Genomic DNA, 17761 nt, shown 5'->3' with positions numbered 1-17761 from the left:
ACACTTATTCTAATATTAAGATTGAAAAGTTGTGATGGCTCCTATCAAAACAAGATCTTGTTAAAGTGTGAAATATGACCACTATATTTTGAAATTTGACGCTGAAACCAATCAAATCACGGGAATTTTTCAAATTTCAAGTTTTTATTGACACCTTTTGCCGGTCTATGCTATACTAACTGATGCGTCAAAAGACGCCTGAGTTTGTTTACTGCGCCTGTCCCGGCTTTTGGGAGAGGTGTCGAGTAAGCGCCGTCCAACCGGGCGGCCTGAATTTTGACAGGAGGTGCAAGCATGGCAACGAAACGTACCTATCAGCCCAAGAAGCTGCATGGCCAGAAGGTTCATGGCTTCCGCAAGCGGATGTCCACGGCAAATGGCCGTAAGGTCCTCTCCCGCCGCCGCGCCAAGGGCCGCGCCCGTCTGTCCTATTAAACGCCACGCAGACGCGGGAGACACTTAAAAAACGTCTGCAGGGACGGCGGGAATTTTGAGAGATTCCTCCGTCCCTACAAAAGTTTCTGTCGGCCTGGACCATGAGAGTGGATGCGCTGGATGGATCGGATAGGGGAAGGATATGAAGCGGTCGGTTACTCTGAAAAAGAATCATGAGTTTCGGCGGCTGTATCAAAAGGGAAGATCGGCAGCCGGCGGCAGCATGGTGCTCTATTGCAGGAAGAACCGCCTTGGTCATAATCGACTGGGGTTGACGGCCTCTGTCAAATTGGGCGGGGCCGTTGTGCGCAACCGCTGCCGCCGCCGGCTGCGGGAGGTTTACCGCCTGCAGAGCGGCCGTCTCCGTCAGGGCTGGGACATCATCCTGGTGGCCCGGAAACGGACCGCGCAGGCGCCCTGGCGGGAGCTGAATGATACCTTTGTGCGTCTTTGCCGGAATCTGGATTTGTGGGAGGACAAGCTATGAAGCATGTTCTGAAAGCTCTGATCCGATTCTATCAAACGGCGATTTCTCCCTACCGTCCCCGGTGCTGTAATTATATTCCCACATGCTCCCAGTACGCGCTGGAGGCCATTGAAAAGTACGGCGCATGGAAGGGCGGCTGGCTGGCGTTTAAGCGGATTCTGCGCTGCAACCCGTTTCATAAGGGCGGATACGATCCCGTTCCCTGATGCGCATTTGGCGCCGTTTGATTTCGACTTGGAGGAAAGGAATCTATGTTTTCAACCATCGGATACTATATCTGTATCCCGTTTGCGTGGCTGGTCCGCTTTTTTTATGAGCTGACCAGTTCCTATGGCGCGGCAATCATCCTGTTCACCCTGGTGATCAAGCTGATTATGCTGCCCTTCCAGATGAAGTCCAAAAAGAGCATGCTGCGGATGAACCGGATGTCCGGTAAAATCCAGGAAATTCAGAAAAAATACGCCAACAACCAGCTAAAAATGCAGGAGGAAATGCAGAAGTTCTACCAGGAAGAGGGCTTCAACCCCATGAGCGGATGCCTGTGGAGCTTTCTGCCCCTGCCCATTCTGATCGCGCTCTACTCCATCATCCGCCAGCCCATCACGCACTTCATGATGCTGGGGGAGGATGTGCTTCACAAGCTCATTGACGCCGCCTACAATGCCGGCATCAATATGGCCAATATTGTCCAGCTGGCGGAGGATGGCACCATGGCCCTGAGCTCTGCGGGGCTTCCCCAGCTGCAGCCATACGGCCAGATCAACCTGGTCAACGCGATTCAAACACAGCTGCCTGATGCTGTGAGCGGAATTGACGGCTGGGTGAATTTAAATTATTCTTTCCTGAATCTGAATCTGTCCACGAATCCCTGGGATGTGGTGAAGGATTTCTCTTTCTCCTGGGCGTGCATTGGACTGATTCTGATTCCCATCCTGGCCGGCGGCTCTCAGCTGCTGATGAGCTACATCTCTATGAAGCAGCAGCCCCAGCAGGGCGCTGCAGCAGGTTCCACCAAAATGATGATGTACACCATGCCCCTTTTCTCCGTGTACATCGCCTTTATCATGCCGGCGGCCCTGGGTGTTTACTGGATTGCCCAGAGCGTGTTCTCCCTGGTGCAGGAGATCATCATGAATAAATTCTTCACCAAGAAGATGGAGGAAGAGGAAGCCGCTCGCTATGAGGCCCGGCAGGCTGACCGGCAAAAACGCATGGAAGAGGGCAGGCGGCAGCAGGAGGAGCAGCGCCGTCAGGCTGAGAAAAAGCAGACTCTACGGGAAAAGCAGAAGGCTGCCCAGGCTGCCAAGGCCGCCAAAGCCGCCAAGGCCGCGGTCAGCACCACAGAGGCCGGCCGGGTTGGAAACCGGCCCTATGCAAGAGGGCGGGCCTACAAGCCTGACCGCTATGAGGAAAGTGAGTAAGGAGCCGTTATGAGACAGTATATCGACGTGACGGGAAAGACGGAGGAAGAGGCGATTAACGCCGCACTGGCTCAGCTGTCCATGGATCGGGACGATGTTTCCGTTGAGCTTTTGGAGCGGGCCAAGGCAGGCTTCCTGGGATTGGGAAGCTGTCCTGCCAAGGTCCGGGTCTATTACGGCCCGGAGGAGGAACCCGCGGAGAAGCAGCCGGAAAGAAAGCCGGAGCCTAAGCCGGAGAAGCGGACGGAGGCAAGGCCTGAAAAACGGGTGGAGCCAAAGATGGAGCAGGCCGAAAAGAAGCCGAAAAAGGTAGAAGAGACGCCAGTGGTTCCAGCACTGGGTGAGGAAGTGGATGACGAAAAAGCCCAGGCCATCCGCCGTTTTCTCACTGGATTGATGGAGCAGATGGAGGTCTCCGCGGTCATTAAGGTGTATCAGCCGGAAAAGGGCCGCTATAAGGTCTTTTTGGAGGGTGAGCATATGGGCGCGCTGATCGGCCGCCGGGGAGAGACCCTGGATGCCATCCAGCAGCTCACCAGCTACGCAGTGAACCGCACTGGGGGCCGGGTCCGGGTTCAGCTGGATGCCGAGGGCTACCGGAATAAACGGGAGCAGAGCCTGCAGCATCTGGCCAGGAAGGTGGCGTCCAAGGTGACTCGTTATCACCGCAGCGTGACGCTGGAGCCGATGAATGCCTATGAGAGGCATGTGATCCATGTGGCGCTGCAGGATGTTCCCGGCGTCACAACCCATTCCACCGGCGTGGACCCAAACCGCCGCGTGGTTGTCACCTATGACCGGGACAAGAAGTGAATGAAGGAAGGCCCGCCTGATGGCGGGCCTTCCTTTTCCCTCTGGACGCGGCGCGGCGCTTGACATTCCGGGAAAAACGTGGTACAGTACCACCTGTTAAAAGCGATGAGAGGGAGAAGTATCCTCCCATCCCCGGCGCAGAGAGAGGGCGGGACGGTGTAAGCCCTTGCGGGGAAAGAGGAGAAGGCGCCCTGGAGCCGCGGTGCGGAAATGTGCCGCCGGTCCCCGCCGTTATTGGGCAAGAGTGCGGATCAGCCAGATCCGAATTCAGGTGGAACCGCGGGTTTTTGACTCGCCCTGAGCCGTGAAACCGGCCCGGGGCGTTTTTTTCGTCCTGAGCCAAATCTGGAAAAGGAGAAAAAACATGAAGAACACCGAGAAATCCATGGAGAAACTTGTGGCCCTGTGCAAGGGCCGGGGCTTTGTTTTCCCTGGCAGCGAGATTTATGGCGGTCTTGCCAACACCTGGGATTACGGTCCTTTGGGCGTTGAGCTGAAGAACAACGTGAAAAAGGCCTGGTGGAAAAAATTTGTTCAGGAGAATCCCTACAACGTCGGGCTCGACGCCGCCATTTTGATGAATCCTCAGACTTGGGTTGCCTCCGGCCATCTGGGCGGCTTTTCCGATCCCTTGATGGACTGTAAGGAGTGCAAGGAGCGCTTCCGGGCCGACAAGCTGATTGAGGACTGGTGCGAGGCCAACCAGTTTGATCTCCCAAAACCCATCGACGCTTTTTCCCAGCAGGAGATGGCCGCCTTTATCGCTGAGCATCAGGTGAACTGCCCCACCTGCGGCAAGCACAACTGGACGGACATCCGCCAGTTTAACCTGATGTTCAAGACCTTCCAGGGTGTGACGGAGGACGCCAAGAACACCGTCTACCTGCGGCCTGAGACCGCTCAGGGCATCTTTGTGAACTTCCTGAACGTCCAGCGCACCACCCGCCGCAAGCTCCCCTTCGGCGTGTGCCAGGTGGGCAAGAGCTTCCGCAACGAGATCACTCCCGGCAACTTCACCTTCCGTACCCGGGAGTTTGAGCAGATGGAGCTGGAGTTCTTCTGCAAGCCTGGCACGGACCTGGAGTGGTTCCAGTACTGGAGAACCTACTGCCACGACTGGCTGATGGGCCTGAACGTGAAGGACGAGAACCTGCGGCTGCGGGACCACAGCCCGGAGGAGCTGTGCTTCTATTCCAAGGCCACCACGGACTTTGAGTATCTCTTCCCCTTCGGCTGGGGCGAGCTGTGGGGCGTGGCGGACCGGACCGACTACGATCTCAAGCAGCACCAGCAGTACTCCAACCAGGATCTGACCTACTTCGACCAGGAGCGAAACGAGCACTATGTGCCCTATGTCATTGAACCCTCCCTGGGCGCGGACCGGATGACCCTGGCCCTGTTGGTGGAGGCCTACGACGAGGAGGTTGTGGACGAGGCCAAGAACGACGTGCGCACGGTCATGCGCTTTCATCCCGCCATCGCGCCTTTCAAGGCGGCGGTGCTGCCTCTTTCCAAAAAGCTCTCTGACAAGGCCATGGAGATTCAGCAGATGCTTGCCAAGGACTGGATGGTGGACTTTGATGAGACTGGCTCCATCGGCAAGCGTTACCGCCGGGAGGACGAGATTGGCACGCCCTTCTGCATCACCGTGGACTTCGACACCGTGGGCGACGCGGAGAAGGCCGGCGACAACTGCGTGACCGTCCGAGATCGGGATACTATGGAGCAGGTGCGGCTGCCCATCGACCAGCTGAGAAGCTATCTTGCGGAGAAACTGGCCTATTGAGCGGCTGGTAAACCGGGGCGGTTTTCACATTTCCGGGGGAGGAAATGGATGCCGCTTGGATAGAAGAATATTGGCTGGCATTTGGATAGAGGAAAGAGGCGGGGCGGGGATTTCCCCGCCTCCGCCTGATTTTGAAAGGGAGGCTGCATGTTGAAAGATTTCTGGCTGTTCCAGCGACCAAACTCCACGCTCCAGGGGAGAAAACAGGTGTGGTACTGGGTCTGGAATGCCCTGATGATGCTGCTGGCGGGAGTATCTTTAGGATTTTTGTCGCTGCTCTACGCCTACGGCAATTACGCAACCGCCATGATGCGGAGTTATTTGGAGCACCCGCTGATCGCCTTTTTGAACATCGCGCCGGTGGTGGTGCTGCTTTTGATTCTCTACGGTCTGCTAGGCCGGCCGTGGCTTTCTTTTCTCATTTCGTCCGTGGTGGTGTGGGGATTTTCCCTGGCGAATTACTACAAGCTCCGCTTCCGGGACGACCCGCTGATGTTTGAAGATCTCAAGTATATTCGGGAGGCCGGCTCCATCACACAGACGGCGGACTATGACCTGACGCCGGACAAGAGGATTTGGCTGGGTCTCATTTGTATTGCTGTGGGGACCTTGTTCCTTTTCTTCCTGGTCCGGGGCGTGCCTCGGCGGAGGGTACGGATTGGCATGATAGCGGTGGGAATTCTTCTCTGCGCGGCGGGAGCGGGCGTCTATGCGGACGACGACCTCTATGACAACAAAACGGAGAATTTCGATTATATCAACCGCTGGTCCTCCACGCAGCTCTATCTCTCCAAGGGATTTATCTATCCCTTTCTCCACAGCATCACAGTGGGCAGTATTGAACCGCCGGAGGGATACGATGCGGACGCCGCCCGGGAGCTTTTGGCCTCCTATGCGGACGCCGATCTTCCAGAGGAGCGCAAGGTGGACCTTCTCACCATTCAGCTGGAAGCCTTTGCGGACTTTTCCAGGTTTGCGGGTGTGGAAGGCGTGGATTGGGAGAGCGCCTATGGCACCTATCACGCTCTGGAATCGGAGAGCTATACCGGCAACCTCATCACCAACATCTTTGCCGGCGGCACCGTGGACACGGAGCGGGCATTTTTGACAGGCTATACGGACCTGTGGAATTTCAGGACCAACACCAATTCTTACGGCTGGTATTTCGGAAGCCAGGGCTATACCGTGGAGGGAAGCCATCCCAGCTACGACTGGTTTTATAACCGCCGCAATGTCAACGGATATCTGGGGATTCCCACATATTACTTTCTGGAAAACCGCTACAGCGAGCTTTCCCCGGTGACGATTGCTCCGGACAGCATTCTTTTTCAGGAGATTTACAACTTATATGCCGCCAACCGTGACGGAGCGGGTGGGCCTTACTTCTCCTTCAATGTGACCTATCAGGGACACGGCCCCTACGACACCGAAGAGGTTTGGCGGGGAGATCACTATACCGACGGCCGGTATTCCACGGAAACCGCCAACATCGTGGATAACTATCTGGGGTCCGTTGCGGACACAGCGGAGCAGCTAGCGGCCCTGGTAGATCGCTTGCGCCAGGAGGAACGGCCGGTGGTGCTGGTGGTGTTTGGGGACCATAAGCCCTGGCTTGGTTACAGCAATTCCGCCTATCAGGAGCTGGGCGTGAATCTGGACACCGCCACGGAGGAGGGATTTTACAACTACTACAGCACCCGGTATCTAATCTGGGCTAACGACGCTGCCAAGGAGGCGCTGGGAGAGGACTTTGTAGGCGAGGGGCCGGATGTGTCCTCCTGCTTCTTGATGAATCTGCTCTTTGACCTCTGCGGCTGGCAGGGGAACGCCTGGGCGCAGGCTACCACGGATATCTGGGAGCAGATTCCGGTTTTGACCTCCGTGGGACGCTATGTCCAACATGGAGCGCTGACCGCAGAGCTGGACGAGGCAGGGAAGAAGGCCCTGACAACATATCAGAACCTGGAATACTATTACGGAACCCATTTCCAATATTAAAGCAATGTCCCGGCCAGCTGGCCGGGACATTGCTGTTTTTTGGGTTTAAAAGATCGCATCCATAAAGCCGGTGGGCCGCTCGGGAAGCTGGAACCAAAAGGCCTCAAAGGCCTCGCCGGAGATCGGCCGGGCATCCACCTCTCCCGGCCGGTTGAGACCATAGGGACTCTCCGGGTATGGGGTCTTGGACAGGGCTTCCGAATATCCGTAGATTCCGCCGTAGGCAAAGCACATGCCATTGTCATAGAGGTCCACACGCCGCCGCTCCCTGTGGGTTTCGTCCAGCTCCACATAGGATTCTGCGGGGTCGTCCTCCTCATGGGTGAGATAGCTGATATAGATATATTCCATCGGGTGCTTCATCCCTTTCTGAAAAAGGCTTCCGTTTCTTCCTGCCGGGCTTCCACACTGCCCTGGGCAAAGCCGTTTCGGCCGCCGCCCTTGCCATGAAGGACGGTATTCATCTCTTTTACCAGAGGAGCGATGGTTTCACCGTCCGCGCGGACCAGGGTATAGTGATATAGACGCCCGTCCTCACCGGCAAATACCGCCGCGAGGCCACCGCAGTTTTTTGCCACCGTATCCGCCAGGCGGCGGACGCTGTCCGGAGGCATGGGCGGCTGAAACAGCAATACATCCCCCTTTCCGGCATACTCTTCCGCAAGGGCGGCAAAGGCCGCTTCTTCCAGCCGCGCCGCCCGAAAGTTGGTCTCTGCCAGCTGATGCTGCAGCTTGACAACCGCGTTGTAAGTGGCTTCCGGCTTGGCGGAGAGCGTCTGTGCCACCAGGCGGTTTTGCGCCCAGGTATTGGAGAGGTATTCCAGCGCCCGCCGGCCGCAGAGCATCTCAATCCGAACGCCGCTGCGAAACTTCTGACAGGAGAGAACCTTGATCAGGCCCACCTGTCCGCTGCTTGCAACATGGGTGCCGCAGCAGGCACAGCAGTCGGCGCCGGGAAAGGAGACAATGCGAACCTCCCCATCCAGAGCCTTTTTACTGCGGTATGACAGCTTTTCAAGCTCCGGACCTTGGTGGAACTGAATGGAGACCGGGTGGTTTTCATAGATGTATTCGTTGGCTCGAGCTTCGATTTTCAGCAGGTCTTCCCAGGAAATGGAGGCGTTGAAATCAATGGTTACGAAGTCCGCGCCCAGGTGAAAGCCCACATTATCACACTGATACTGCTGACAGATCATCCCGCTGCAGATGTGTTCGCCGGAGTGCTGCTGCATGTGATCAAAGCGCCGCGCCCAGTCGATCTCCCCGGAGACGGGGCCAATCTCCACAGGACGGTCGGTGGTGTGGAAAATGACGTCGTTTTTCTCGTGGACATCCAGCACCCGAGCCGGACCCAGAACGCCATGATCTGCCGGTTGTCCGCCGCCCTCCGGATAAAAGGCGGTGCGGTCTAGGACAACGCTCCAGCTCTTCCCCTGAGGCTCGCAGGAGAGCACTTTGGCGGAGAAGGAGTGGAGAAATGAGTCCTGGTAGTAGAGTTTTTCTGTAGACATCTTCATGAAATCCTTTCTCCGGGAAGCAGCAGGCCCAGGGTCTGTTTCCAGGTCAGTACCCGGCGGCAGGCCGCGTCAATAACGCTCTCCTCCAGCTCCCCAGCCTCCAGCGCCTGCATCACTTTGGGAATCTGGGTGCGGTAGTCCGTGGTGATGATAAGATCGTTTCCGGCTTCCAGTGCAAGAACCGCCACAGCGCCGTCCTGGGCGTAGGCGGCGACCGCGTCCATGGCCAAATCGTCGGTCATCACCACGCCGTCGAACCCCAGATCCTCCCGCAGCAGCTGGTGGACGGCAGGAGAGAGGGAGGAGGGAAGCGTTTCATCCACCGCAGTCATGATGTTGTGGGAGACGAGAACCGCCGCGGTGCCTCCGCCGGCCCTGATCCCAGCCTGGAACGGCAGAAAATCGGAGGAGAAAAAGCTCTCCAGGCTCCGCTGATCCACGGCGATGCCCGTGTGGGTGTCCACATTATTTCCATAGCCAGGGAAGTGCTTGAGGACGCTGCCCATGCCGCCGGCCTCCCGCACAGCGGCAACCACGCTGGCGACATAATCCGCGGTGGATTGGGCGTCCTGTCCCAGGGTCCGGTCATAGATAAAATCCTTTGGTTCGGTGGAGACGTCTGCCACCGGCGAGAGATTCACGTTGATGCCTAGGCTTTTCAGCCCGTTACTTTTTTCTAGGGCATCCTCGGCAAAGGCCTCTCCGCGGCCGCCGGCCTCAACTGCTATCTGCTGGGGGGAGCGGAAGGGGGAGGAAAAGAGGTTGGGGTTCCGGCTGGCCCGGGTGACGGTGCCGCCCTCCTCGTCGGAGCCAATCAGGAGGGGGATGCCGGTATCGGCCAGGGCAGCGTCCTGATAGGCGGTGATGGTCTGTACAAATTGCTCCTCCGTGAGCCAGCTTCCGGCTGCATCTTGGTAGTCCCGGCCAAAGAGAAGGTACCCTCCCAGATGATAGGTCCCGATGTCCTCTATGGCATGTTCAGCGGGACAGCGGACAAAAAAGAGCTGCCCCACCTTTTCCTCCAGGGTCAGGGAGGAGAGGATCGTCTCAATTTCCCGGGCTGCCAGCTCCTCCGCCGTGGGCTCCGGCGGCGCCGGCTCCTCGGAGGGCTGTTCGGGAACCTCGGAGGGAGAAGCCTTGCTTCCGCCGCAGCCCGCCAAGAGCAGGAGTGTCAGAGCGGCCAATCCCGCCGCGAAAGATCGTCTCATGAGTACCTCCTCAACAGATCAGGGACGGTGGAAAACTCCGTCCGGTCGTGGTATACCGCTTCTGCCGGCACGCGCCATGCTTGGGCGGGGATATCCGCCTTTTTGGACATTGTACCACAGAGGGAGGAAAAAGAAAAGAAAAACAGCCGCCCAAAAGGGCGGCTGTTGGAAAGCCTGTTAAATATCGGAAACCCGAGTGCGCCAGGCAATCTCAGCATTCAAGTCTTTTTTCAGCTTTTCGTTTTCCGCAACCAGTTCATCATAGTGCCGGCTCTGGACATAGTACTTCACAAAGCTGAAGGTGGCCTCCTGAAATTCTTCCTCTGTGTACTCCGGCAGAAGGGAACCGTTCACCCGTCTGAGGCCTTGGACGGCAATCAGCACCAGGCGGCGGTTTTTCTCCGAGAGCTGAATGATTTTCAGCGTCTCCGGGATATCCAGACCCAAATCATAGATCGTGTTCACACGCTCCAGGAGCTTGCGCTGTTCCGGCTTGGCGGAGACCATCACGCCATATTTTTGAAAAAGGTCCTTCAAATAATCGGCGGAGACTTCCTCCCGGGTGATGGTTCCCTTGCCGAGTCCAGAAAACATGGTATTGGACAAAGAGAAGCTGACAAACACTTCGTTGCCGGTCTTTGGATAGCTCATCATGATAACCTCCATCTGTATTCCAGGATTCCAGCCGGTGGGAAGAATCCCTCTGTAAGTTCATTATAGAACAAGGTTGCGCAAATAACAAGAAAAATTTGCGTAAATAAATAAAATTTTTATCCTGAAGTGGGGAGCCTCTTTGCGCCGCTTTGGAGATCGTGACTCAAAGGCGCGTGGGTGGGGATTTTCCCGCCAAGAGCGCAGCGGGAACGCCCCATACTTTTTTTGCTGCCGGTGCCTGGCAGCAAAAAGACCGGCCGAAAGGCCGGTCTTTCAAGTTTATTCCTCGGTTTTCACCAGAGCGATATGCAGCTCGTCCAGCTGTTTCTGGGTGACTTCACTGGGAGCGCCCATCATCACATCCATGGCGTTTTTGTTCATGGGGAAGGGGATGATCTCCCGGATGGAGTCCTCACCGGCCAGCAGCATCACCATCCGGTCCACGCCCGGGGCAATGCCTGCGTGAGGCGGCGCGCCATAGGTGAAGGCGTTGTACATAGCGGGGAATTTGGCCTTCACGTCCTCTTCGCCAAGACGCACCATCTCAAAGGCCTTGATCATGATCTCCGGGTCGTGATTCCGTACTGCGCCGGAGGAGAGCTCCACGCCGTTGCACACCAGGTCGTACTGGTCGGCGGTGATGGAGAGGGGGTCAATCTCGCCCCGTTCCGCCTTCAGCAGAATCTCCAAACCGCCGGAGGGCATGGAGAAGGGGTTATGGCAAAACTCCAGCTCTCCGGACTCCTCTCCGATCTCGTACATGGGGAAGTCCACAATCCAGCAGAAGCTGTACTGCTCACGGTCCATGTGGCCGGGAACGGCGGCGCCCAGGGTTTTCACCAGCACACCGGCGGTCTTTTGAGCCTGGGTCAGCTTGCCGGCGGAGAGGGCCACGAAATCATTGGCCTTCAGTCCCAGGGAGGAAACCACGGCGTCCTTCATGGGAGCGACGAACTTAGCGATACCGCCTACGATTTCGCCGTTTTCGTCCAGGCGGAACCAATAGGGCTTGGAGCCGGAGACCACCTCCACGTCCGCCAGGGTCTTGTCGATGAATTTCCGGGTCTCGTGGAAATCGCTGACTACCACGGCCTTGACCCGGCTGCCCTCAAAGGGCCCGAAGCCGCAGCCGCTGAAGGTCTCGGTTACGTCCTGAACCGTCAGGTCGATTCGCAGGTCCGGTTTGTCGGAACCGTACTTCTCCATGGCCTCGGTATAGGGGATGCGCAGGAAGGGGGCGGAGCTGGCCCGGTTGTATTTGCCATACTTGGCAAAGATGGGGGGCAGCACGTCCTCCAACACGGCGAACACATCATCCTGGGAGGCAAAGGCCATCTCCATGTCTAGCTGGTAGAACTCACCGGGAGAGCGGTCTGCCCGGGCGTCTTCGTCCCGGAAGCAGGGGGCGATCTGGAAATAGCGGTCAAAGCCGGAGGTCATCAGCAGCTGCTTGAACTGCTGAGGCGCCTGAGGCAGGGCGTAGAATTTGCCAGGATGGTTCCGGGCAGGCACCAGGTAGTCCCGGGCGCCTTCTGGTGAGGAGGCGGTGAGGATGGGGGTGGTGATCTCCAGGAAGCCGTGGTCCGTCATGGCCTGCCGCAGGGCGGCCACCACCTGACAGCGCAGGACGATATTATCTTTGACCTCCGGATTCCGCAGATCCAGGTAGCGGTATTTCAGCCGTGCAGCCTCATCCGCCTCCCGGCTGCGGTTGACAGGGAAGGGGAGCTCCGTGTGCTGGCAGCGGCCCAGCACCTCCACACGGGTGGGGAGGATCTCCACCTCACCGGTGGGGAGCTTTGGATTTTTGCTGTCCCGCTCCCGGACGGTGCCCTCCACCGAGACGGTGGATTCCTTGGTGATGGATTTCAGCTGGGCCACCTGCTGGGCGGTCTCCGCCACCACCTGAGTCGTTCCGTAAAAATCCCGGATCACGGCGAAGGCCAGTTCGCTGCCGACCTCCCGGACATTCTCCAGCCAGCCGCAGATTTTTACCTGCTTCCCGGCGTCGGAGAGCCGCAGCTCTCCGCAGGTGTGGGTTCGATTCTGCATCATGATGATTGCGTCCTTTCTGTATCTGGGTTTTGCCGCGCTGCACTCCAGGCGGCAGGGCGATGAATCTTTCAGGGATGGCATGGTCCGCCGCGCACGCTCGCGGCGGTTTGCCGCGGCTTCCGCCTCACAATGCCCGGAAGGGGGAGGAGAGAAGCCGCTCCAGGACGGCGTCCCAATCCATTTCCGTCAGGATCGGGCTAAGGGAGGCATCCTTCGGCCGGGCAGCGTCTAAAGCCGCATCGAACAGAAGCTCTCCCTGGGTTTCTCCATCGGAGACGGCAGGTCCGCTCTGGGCCTGGTAGAGAAGAAAGAGCTCTTGATGAAGCAGGCTGTGGCCGTATTCCCACAGCCATCCCTCCCGGGTGACGCCTTGATAACCGGCGGGAATGGAGCCGTAAGTGTCACTGATTTTCCGCTCGCTCATGAGCAGATGGTGCTTCGCTGCAAGGCGGTCAATTGCCACATCCTCTTGGATTTCCTCCACAGCGGCGGCCAGAGCTGTCTCCGGCTCCGGGGCGTCCGGGGATTCCAAAGCGTTTTGCCGCAGGGCCAGACACAGCTCCTGAGCGAACTGCTCCATCGTGATGGTCTCTCCTTCCACGGTCAGGGCCGGGGACTTACCGTCTACACCCAGCACATCCGCGCACAGGTCAAAGGGCAGAATGGAGTAGCTCTCCCGCAGGGCGGGCCTCAGAACCCGGGCCAGAATGACCGCTGCCTCTCCCCGCGTCACCACGTCGTTTTGCCGGAAGGTGCCGTATGGGTCGGTGCCAGTGAAGATTCCCGCCCGGCAGAGCCGCAGAATAGATGCGCCGTCCTGACCAGCCGCGTCGGGCAGAACGGAGATGTCGTTCCGCTGCGGCAGCGTGACGCCGGCGGCCTCCAGCGTCTGGTCCAAATAGGCGGCGAGCATCCACCGAAGGACCGGATACTTGCCGGGGTGCAGATTCCATGGGAGGGCTTTCATTTCCTCTGTTCCGACAACCGGTCCGCTGCCTTCCGCATCATCCGCGGACCCCGATTCCCCCTGATTATCCAAGGCTTCTTCCAGAAAGCGGTAGTAGGGATCGTACCAGGCCTCGTCTTCTGCCGGGGCGGGGAAGGCTCCGCTGCCGCCGGTAAGCAGATCGTACAGCCGGGCACATACTGCCGCCAGCTGTTCTGGCATCAGCGGCTCCTCCGGAGCGAAGCGGGAGACCGTGAAGCCGTTCATCACGCCGGCCTCATAGACCACAGACGCAGCCTCCTCATATGCTGTGCCGGCGGTGTCGGAAAAATCAGGAGCTGCCCGGCGGGCGGGCAGCAGGTCCGTTTCCACTGCCAGTGCGGAGAGCGGAGAACAGGTCAAAAGCATGGCAAGCACCCATGCTGAGATGCGAACGCTTCTCATAAAATCGCTCCTATTTGTATTTTATCCAATTAATATTACAAAACGTTGCTTATTTTTCTAAAATCACAGTGCCTGTTTCCCGTTCTGCCAAGCCTGCTTTGATGCGGTATATCGTGGCGGCGGGTTCCAGCTTGGTCTGTTCGCCGGTGGCCATGTCCTTGCAGGCCACCACGCCGCCCGCGATCTCGTCCTCTCCCAGAAAGATCACATAGGGGATGCCCAGCTTGTCGGCGTAGCTGATCTTCTGCTTGAACTTCTTCTCCTCGCAGTGGAGCTGGGTCCGGATGCCGTTTTCCCGCAGCTGTGTGGCCAGGGCAATGGCGGCGGAGAGGTCCTCCGTCATGGGCAGGATCAGCACGTCCGCCGGGGCGGTGGGGAGGTCCGGGTTCAAAAGCCCCTGCTCCCCCAAAACATAGAAGAGCCGGGTTAGGCCGATGGAAATCCCTACGCCGGGGAGTTGTTTTTCTGTATAATATTCCGCTAAGTTATCATACCGGCCGCCGGAACACACGGAACCGATCTCTGGATGGTCTAGAAGGGTGGTCTCGTAGACGGTGCCGGTGTAGTAGTCCAAGCCCCGGGCAATGGTCAGGTCCACGGCAAAGTTTTCCTCCGGTACGCCGAAGGCGGAGAGGTACTTTACCACAGTCCGCAATTCCTCCAGGCCCTCGTCGAACACGGCGCTGCGGCTCTGATAGCCCTCCAGCGCTGCCAGCACGGCCTGGTTTCCCCCGCCGATGGCGATGAAGGAGAGGACCTCGTCTGCGGCGGCGGGGCTCACCCCCACGTCCTCCACCAGGATGGACTTTACCTTCTCCGGGCCGATTTTGTCCAGCTTGTCCACCGTGCGCATCACGTCTCCGGATTTCTCCGTAAGACCCAGCATGGCGTAAAAGCCGTTGAGGATCTTGCGATTATTGACCCGAATTTGAAAGCGCCTGAGACCCAAGGTGGAAAAGGTCTTGTAAATGATGGCGGGAATCTCCGCCTCGTTGGTGATGGAAAGTCTGCCGTCCCCGATGATGTCAATGTCGGCCTGGTAGAATTCCCGGAAGCGGCCCCGCTGGGCCCGTTCTCCCCGGTAAACCTTGCCGATCTGATACCGGCGGAAGGGGAAGGAGAGGTCGTTGTAGTGCAGGGCCACATATTTGGCCAGGGGCACCGTCAAGTCAAAGCGCAGAGCTAGGTCCGCGTCGCCCTTTTGGAAGCGGTAAATCTGCTTTTCCGTCTCGCCGCCGCCCTTGGCCAGGAGCACCTCCGCAGCCTCAATCACCGGGGTGTCCAGCGGGGTGAAGCCATACAGGGCGTAAGTGCGCCGCAGAATTTCCATCATCCGTTCCATTTGCTGCTGGGGTTTTGGCAGCAGCTCCATAAAGCCGGACAGAGTCCGGGGGGTCATCGTAGCCATGGTGGTTGCTCCTTCTATCTTGTGTAGTCGCCGCGATGCGGGGCTGATGGGGTCGGTTCGTTGGAAAACGCCGTCCTGAGACGGCGTTGGGGGGAGCTCAGGCAATGGGCCGGGTGGAGGGATTGACAATGCACCGCCAGTCCAGATCGCCCCGGGCCAGACCCAGCACCAGCATCTCGGCGGTTGCGATGTTGCTGGCAAAGGGGATGTTATTCTGGTCACACAGCCGGGAGATATAGGAGATGTCTCCGGCCATGTCCTCCCGGCTGGGATCATTGAAGAAGATCACCAGGTCAAACTCATTGTAGGCAATCCGGGCGCCGATCTGCTGGCTGCCGCCGTGGGCATAAGTCAAAAAGCAGTGGACCTTGAGGCCGGTGGCGTCGGCAACCATGTGGCCGGTGGTGTTGGTGGCGTAGATATGATGCTTGGAGAGGATGCCCGCATAGGCCGTACAGAATTGGACCATGAGTTCCTTCTTGTTGTCGTGAGACATGAGAGCAATATTCATCGTGGCGCTCCTTTCTTTATTTGATTCGCAGCAGGGGGGCTTTGCCGCCCCGCAGACGGGTTGCGATATTTCGATAGGCGGAGGACGCGGGACTGGCCGGCGCCGAGAGGAGAATGGGCGAGCCCCGGTTGAGGGCCAGCGGCAGAGCGTCGTCCTCCGGCACAACGCCAAGAAGCGGCAGACCTGCCTTGTCCATAGCGTCGTCAATAGTGGCGTGCATACTGCGCAGCAGCTTTTTCCGGACCCGGTTGACCACCAGATGGAGCTTTCCTGGACCAAAGCGGCCCAGCTCCATCACCGTGTGCTGGGCATCCCGCAGGGAGGAGGCATCCGCTGTGGTAACTACCACGCAGCGGTCCGCGGCGGCGGTTGCCAGCAAAAAGCCATCGCCCAGGCCCGCTGGGGCGTCCAGCAGGCAGAAGTCGTATTGTATCCGGACGGCGCGCAGAAGGGATGCCATCTGTTCCCCGGTCACAGGCTGCCCCCGCTGGCGGATCGGAGCCGTCAGCAAGGAGAGCTTTGCCAGCTGGGGGTGGGACACCACCGCCCTTTCCAGGGTGCAGCGCTGTTGGGCCACGTCGGAAAAATCCATCAGAGCCGCGTCGGAAAGGCCCAGGGCAATATCCAGGTTCCGCAGGCCGATGTCGCAGTCCACGCACAGCACCCGCAGGCCGGACAGAGCCAGTGCCGCGCCCACGCCGGCGGTAAAGGAGGTTTTTCCGGTGCCGCCCTTGCCGGACACCACGGCGATACACTGTCCCATCAGTGACATTCCTCCAGCCAAATGTGTTTACTAGATCATTATAACGGATGTTTCTTAATTTTTGCAAATGTTCTTGGGTATTTTTTGTCGGTTTTCCGCAGTTTTTTTATAAAAATTACCCGGTGACGAATCTCGGTGCCTGGAATGACATACGAAGAGGCTGTTTCCACGGCCCCGCCCAAGGTCTCAATGGCGTGCCGGGACTCTGCCAGCTCCTGATCGCTGTCCACAGATTTCATGGCCAGAAAGCGCCCGCCCTCCTTCACCAGAGGCAGGCACAGCTCCGCGAGCAGCCGCAGATTGGCGACGGCCCGGGATACCACGAGATCAAAGCCCTCTCGGTGGTCCGCGGCGAACTCCTCGGCCCTGGCGTGGACGCATGTGACATCTGAAAGACCCAGAGCAGCGCAGACCTCCTTTAAAAACTCCACCCGTTTATTCTGAGCGTCCAGCAGGGTCAGGCTGAGGGAGGGCTCCAGAATCCGCAGGGGAAGCCCCGGAAAGCCTGCGCCGGTGCCCACATCCGCAACGCGCTTGTTCCGGAAATCCGCCAAGGTCAGCAGAGCGGCGCTGTCCAGAAAGTGCAGCGCGGCAATCTCCGCCGGGTCTTCGATGGCGGTCAGGTTCATCACCCGATTTTTTTCCCGCAGCATTTCGCCGTACCGGGCAAGATCAGGTGCGCTCTCCGGCGGCAGGCCCAGGGCCGTCAGGCCCTGGCGCAAAAGCTCCTCCATCAGCCCCGCTCCTTCAAGAGGTCCCGGATTTCCGTCAGCAGCCGTTCCTCAGCAGAGGGCTCCGGAGGCGCCGGAGGAGGCGCGGCCTTCTCCTTTTTCCGGTGGAATTTGTTGATGCTTTTGACCAGACAGAAGACGACAAACGCCATGATGAGGAAATTCAAAACCGCGTTGAGGAAGCTGCCGATCAGCAGGTCTCCACCGCCGGGGAGATGAATGGCCAGAGCGGAGAGGCTCTCGTTTCCGCCGGCAAAGATTCCCAGAATGGGGTTGATGATATCATTCACCAGGGAGTCCGCGATGGCCTTGAAGGCGCCGCCCACGATGACGCCTACTGCCATGTCCATCACATTTCCCCGGGCAATGAATTGCTTGAATTCGGCGATCAAGCCGGTGGTTTTCGACATAAACAGGCTTCCTTTCTATGTGAATTGATCAAAGCAAGAGATGACCCACAGGACGGGGCTGGCTCAGCATTGGTATCCGCTGCGGCGCAGGCCGATCACAGGCCGTGAAGAGATCGTTTCTGGATACACGCACCGTTCCTAATGCTGGGGACGGGGGTTATATTGGTATTATTT

The 17761-nt window shown here is 58.3% G+C and carries 18 protein-coding genes and 1 other annotated feature; of the genes, 7 read left to right on the top strand and 11 right to left on the bottom strand.

Annotated features, from left to right (window positions below):
• Positions 1–294: 294 nt before the first annotated feature.
• From rpmH to KJS55_RS07195, 7 genes are all read left to right on the top strand, one after another.
• Positions 295–435: a 50S ribosomal protein L34 gene (gene rpmH / locus KJS55_RS07225; RefSeq protein WP_187030077.1), complete on the top strand. Its 141-nt coding sequence runs from the start codon at positions 295–297 to the stop codon at positions 433–435.
• 142 nt (positions 436–577) lie between these two features.
• Entirely contained in the window at positions 578–922 is a 345-nt protein-coding gene (rnpA, locus tag KJS55_RS07220; protein WP_187030075.1) for a ribonuclease P protein component, read from the top strand.
• Positions 919–1128 carry a membrane protein insertion efficiency factor YidD gene (gene yidD / locus KJS55_RS07215; RefSeq protein ID WP_187030073.1) on the top strand — a complete coding sequence of 70 codons (210 nt, stop codon included), beginning with the start codon at positions 919–921 and terminating at the stop codon, positions 1126–1128. Before rnpA ends, yidD begins: the two co-directional genes overlap by 4 nt.
• Before the next feature lie 45 nt (positions 1129–1173).
• Positions 1174–2343, top strand: a complete 1170-nt coding sequence (locus KJS55_RS07210) for a YidC/Oxa1 family membrane protein insertase (RefSeq protein WP_187030071.1) — start codon at positions 1174–1176, stop codon at positions 2341–2343.
• A gap of 9 nt (positions 2344–2352) precedes the next feature.
• Complete coding sequence (gene jag, locus KJS55_RS07205) at positions 2353–3156, top strand: RNA-binding cell elongation regulator Jag/EloR (protein ID WP_187030069.1); 804 nt, start codon at positions 2353–2355, stop codon at positions 3154–3156.
• A 96-nt stretch (positions 3157–3252) separates the two neighbouring features.
• Positions 3253–3459: a binding site (T-box leader), on the top strand.
• A gap of 61 nt (positions 3460–3520) precedes the next feature.
• Positions 3521–4942: a glycine--tRNA ligase gene (locus tag KJS55_RS07200; protein WP_213543012.1), complete on the top strand. Its 1422-nt coding sequence runs from the start codon at positions 3521–3523 to the stop codon at positions 4940–4942.
• 147 nt (positions 4943–5089) lie between these two features.
• Positions 5090–6940, top strand: a complete 1851-nt coding sequence (locus tag KJS55_RS07195) for an LTA synthase family protein (RefSeq protein WP_213543011.1) — start codon at positions 5090–5092, stop codon at positions 6938–6940.
• 45 nt (positions 6941–6985) lie between these two features.
• Here KJS55_RS07195 and KJS55_RS07190 read toward each other — a convergent pair whose 3' ends face one another.
• The 11 genes from KJS55_RS07190 to mscL form a co-directional block, all read right to left on the bottom strand.
• Positions 6986–7291: a DUF6881 domain-containing protein gene (locus KJS55_RS07190; RefSeq protein ID WP_187030063.1), complete on the bottom strand. Its 306-nt coding sequence runs from the start codon at positions 7289–7291 to the stop codon at positions 6986–6988.
• Between the two features lie 8 nt (positions 7292–7299).
• Positions 7300–8457 carry an alanyl-tRNA editing protein gene (locus KJS55_RS07185; protein WP_228300483.1) on the bottom strand — a complete coding sequence of 386 codons (1158 nt, stop codon included), beginning with the start codon at positions 8455–8457 and terminating at the stop codon, positions 7300–7302.
• Positions 8454–9665, bottom strand: coding sequence for a glycoside hydrolase family 3 protein (locus tag KJS55_RS07180; protein WP_213543010.1), 1212 nt, complete (start codon positions 9663–9665; stop codon positions 8454–8456). Before KJS55_RS07180 ends, KJS55_RS07185 begins: the two co-directional genes overlap by 4 nt.
• A gap of 177 nt (positions 9666–9842) precedes the next feature.
• A complete protein-coding gene (locus KJS55_RS07175) occupies positions 9843–10319 on the bottom strand; it encodes a hypothetical protein (protein ID WP_213543009.1) in 477 nt (158 codons plus the stop codon).
• Between the two features lie 279 nt (positions 10320–10598).
• Complete coding sequence (gene aspS, locus KJS55_RS07170) at positions 10599–12374, bottom strand: aspartate--tRNA ligase (RefSeq protein ID WP_213543008.1); 1776 nt, start codon at positions 12372–12374, stop codon at positions 10599–10601.
• Positions 12375–12498: 124 nt separating this feature from the next.
• Positions 12499–13764 carry an S-layer homology domain-containing protein gene (locus tag KJS55_RS07165; protein ID WP_213543007.1) on the bottom strand — a complete coding sequence of 422 codons (1266 nt, stop codon included), beginning with the start codon at positions 13762–13764 and terminating at the stop codon, positions 12499–12501.
• A 49-nt stretch (positions 13765–13813) separates the two neighbouring features.
• Positions 13814–15172, bottom strand: coding sequence for a histidine--tRNA ligase (gene hisS / locus KJS55_RS07160; RefSeq protein WP_187030051.1), 1359 nt, complete (start codon positions 15170–15172; stop codon positions 13814–13816).
• Between the two features lie 97 nt (positions 15173–15269).
• Complete coding sequence (locus KJS55_RS07155; RefSeq protein ID WP_187030049.1) at positions 15270–15683, bottom strand: methylglyoxal synthase; 414 nt, start codon at positions 15681–15683, stop codon at positions 15270–15272.
• A gap of 16 nt (positions 15684–15699) precedes the next feature.
• Entirely contained in the window at positions 15700–16446 is a 747-nt protein-coding gene (locus KJS55_RS07150) for a nucleotide-binding protein (RefSeq protein ID WP_187030047.1), read from the bottom strand.
• Between the two features lie 38 nt (positions 16447–16484).
• On the bottom strand, positions 16485–17180 hold the full coding sequence (gene rsmG, locus KJS55_RS07145) for a 16S rRNA (guanine(527)-N(7))-methyltransferase RsmG (protein WP_187030044.1): 696 nt from the start codon (positions 17178–17180) through the stop codon (positions 16485–16487).
• Complete coding sequence (gene mscL / locus KJS55_RS07140) at positions 17180–17587, bottom strand: large conductance mechanosensitive channel protein MscL (protein ID WP_187030042.1); 408 nt, start codon at positions 17585–17587, stop codon at positions 17180–17182. Before mscL ends, rsmG begins: the two co-directional genes overlap by 1 nt.
• Positions 17588–17761 lie beyond the last annotated feature (174 nt).

The sequence above is a fragment of the Pusillibacter faecalis genome, assembly GCF_018408705.1.
Lineage (GTDB): Bacteria > Bacillota > Clostridia > Oscillospirales > Oscillospiraceae > Oscillibacter > Oscillibacter faecalis.
Note: the sequence above shows the minus strand (reverse complement) of the source record. Positions and strands in the feature narration are given on the sequence as shown.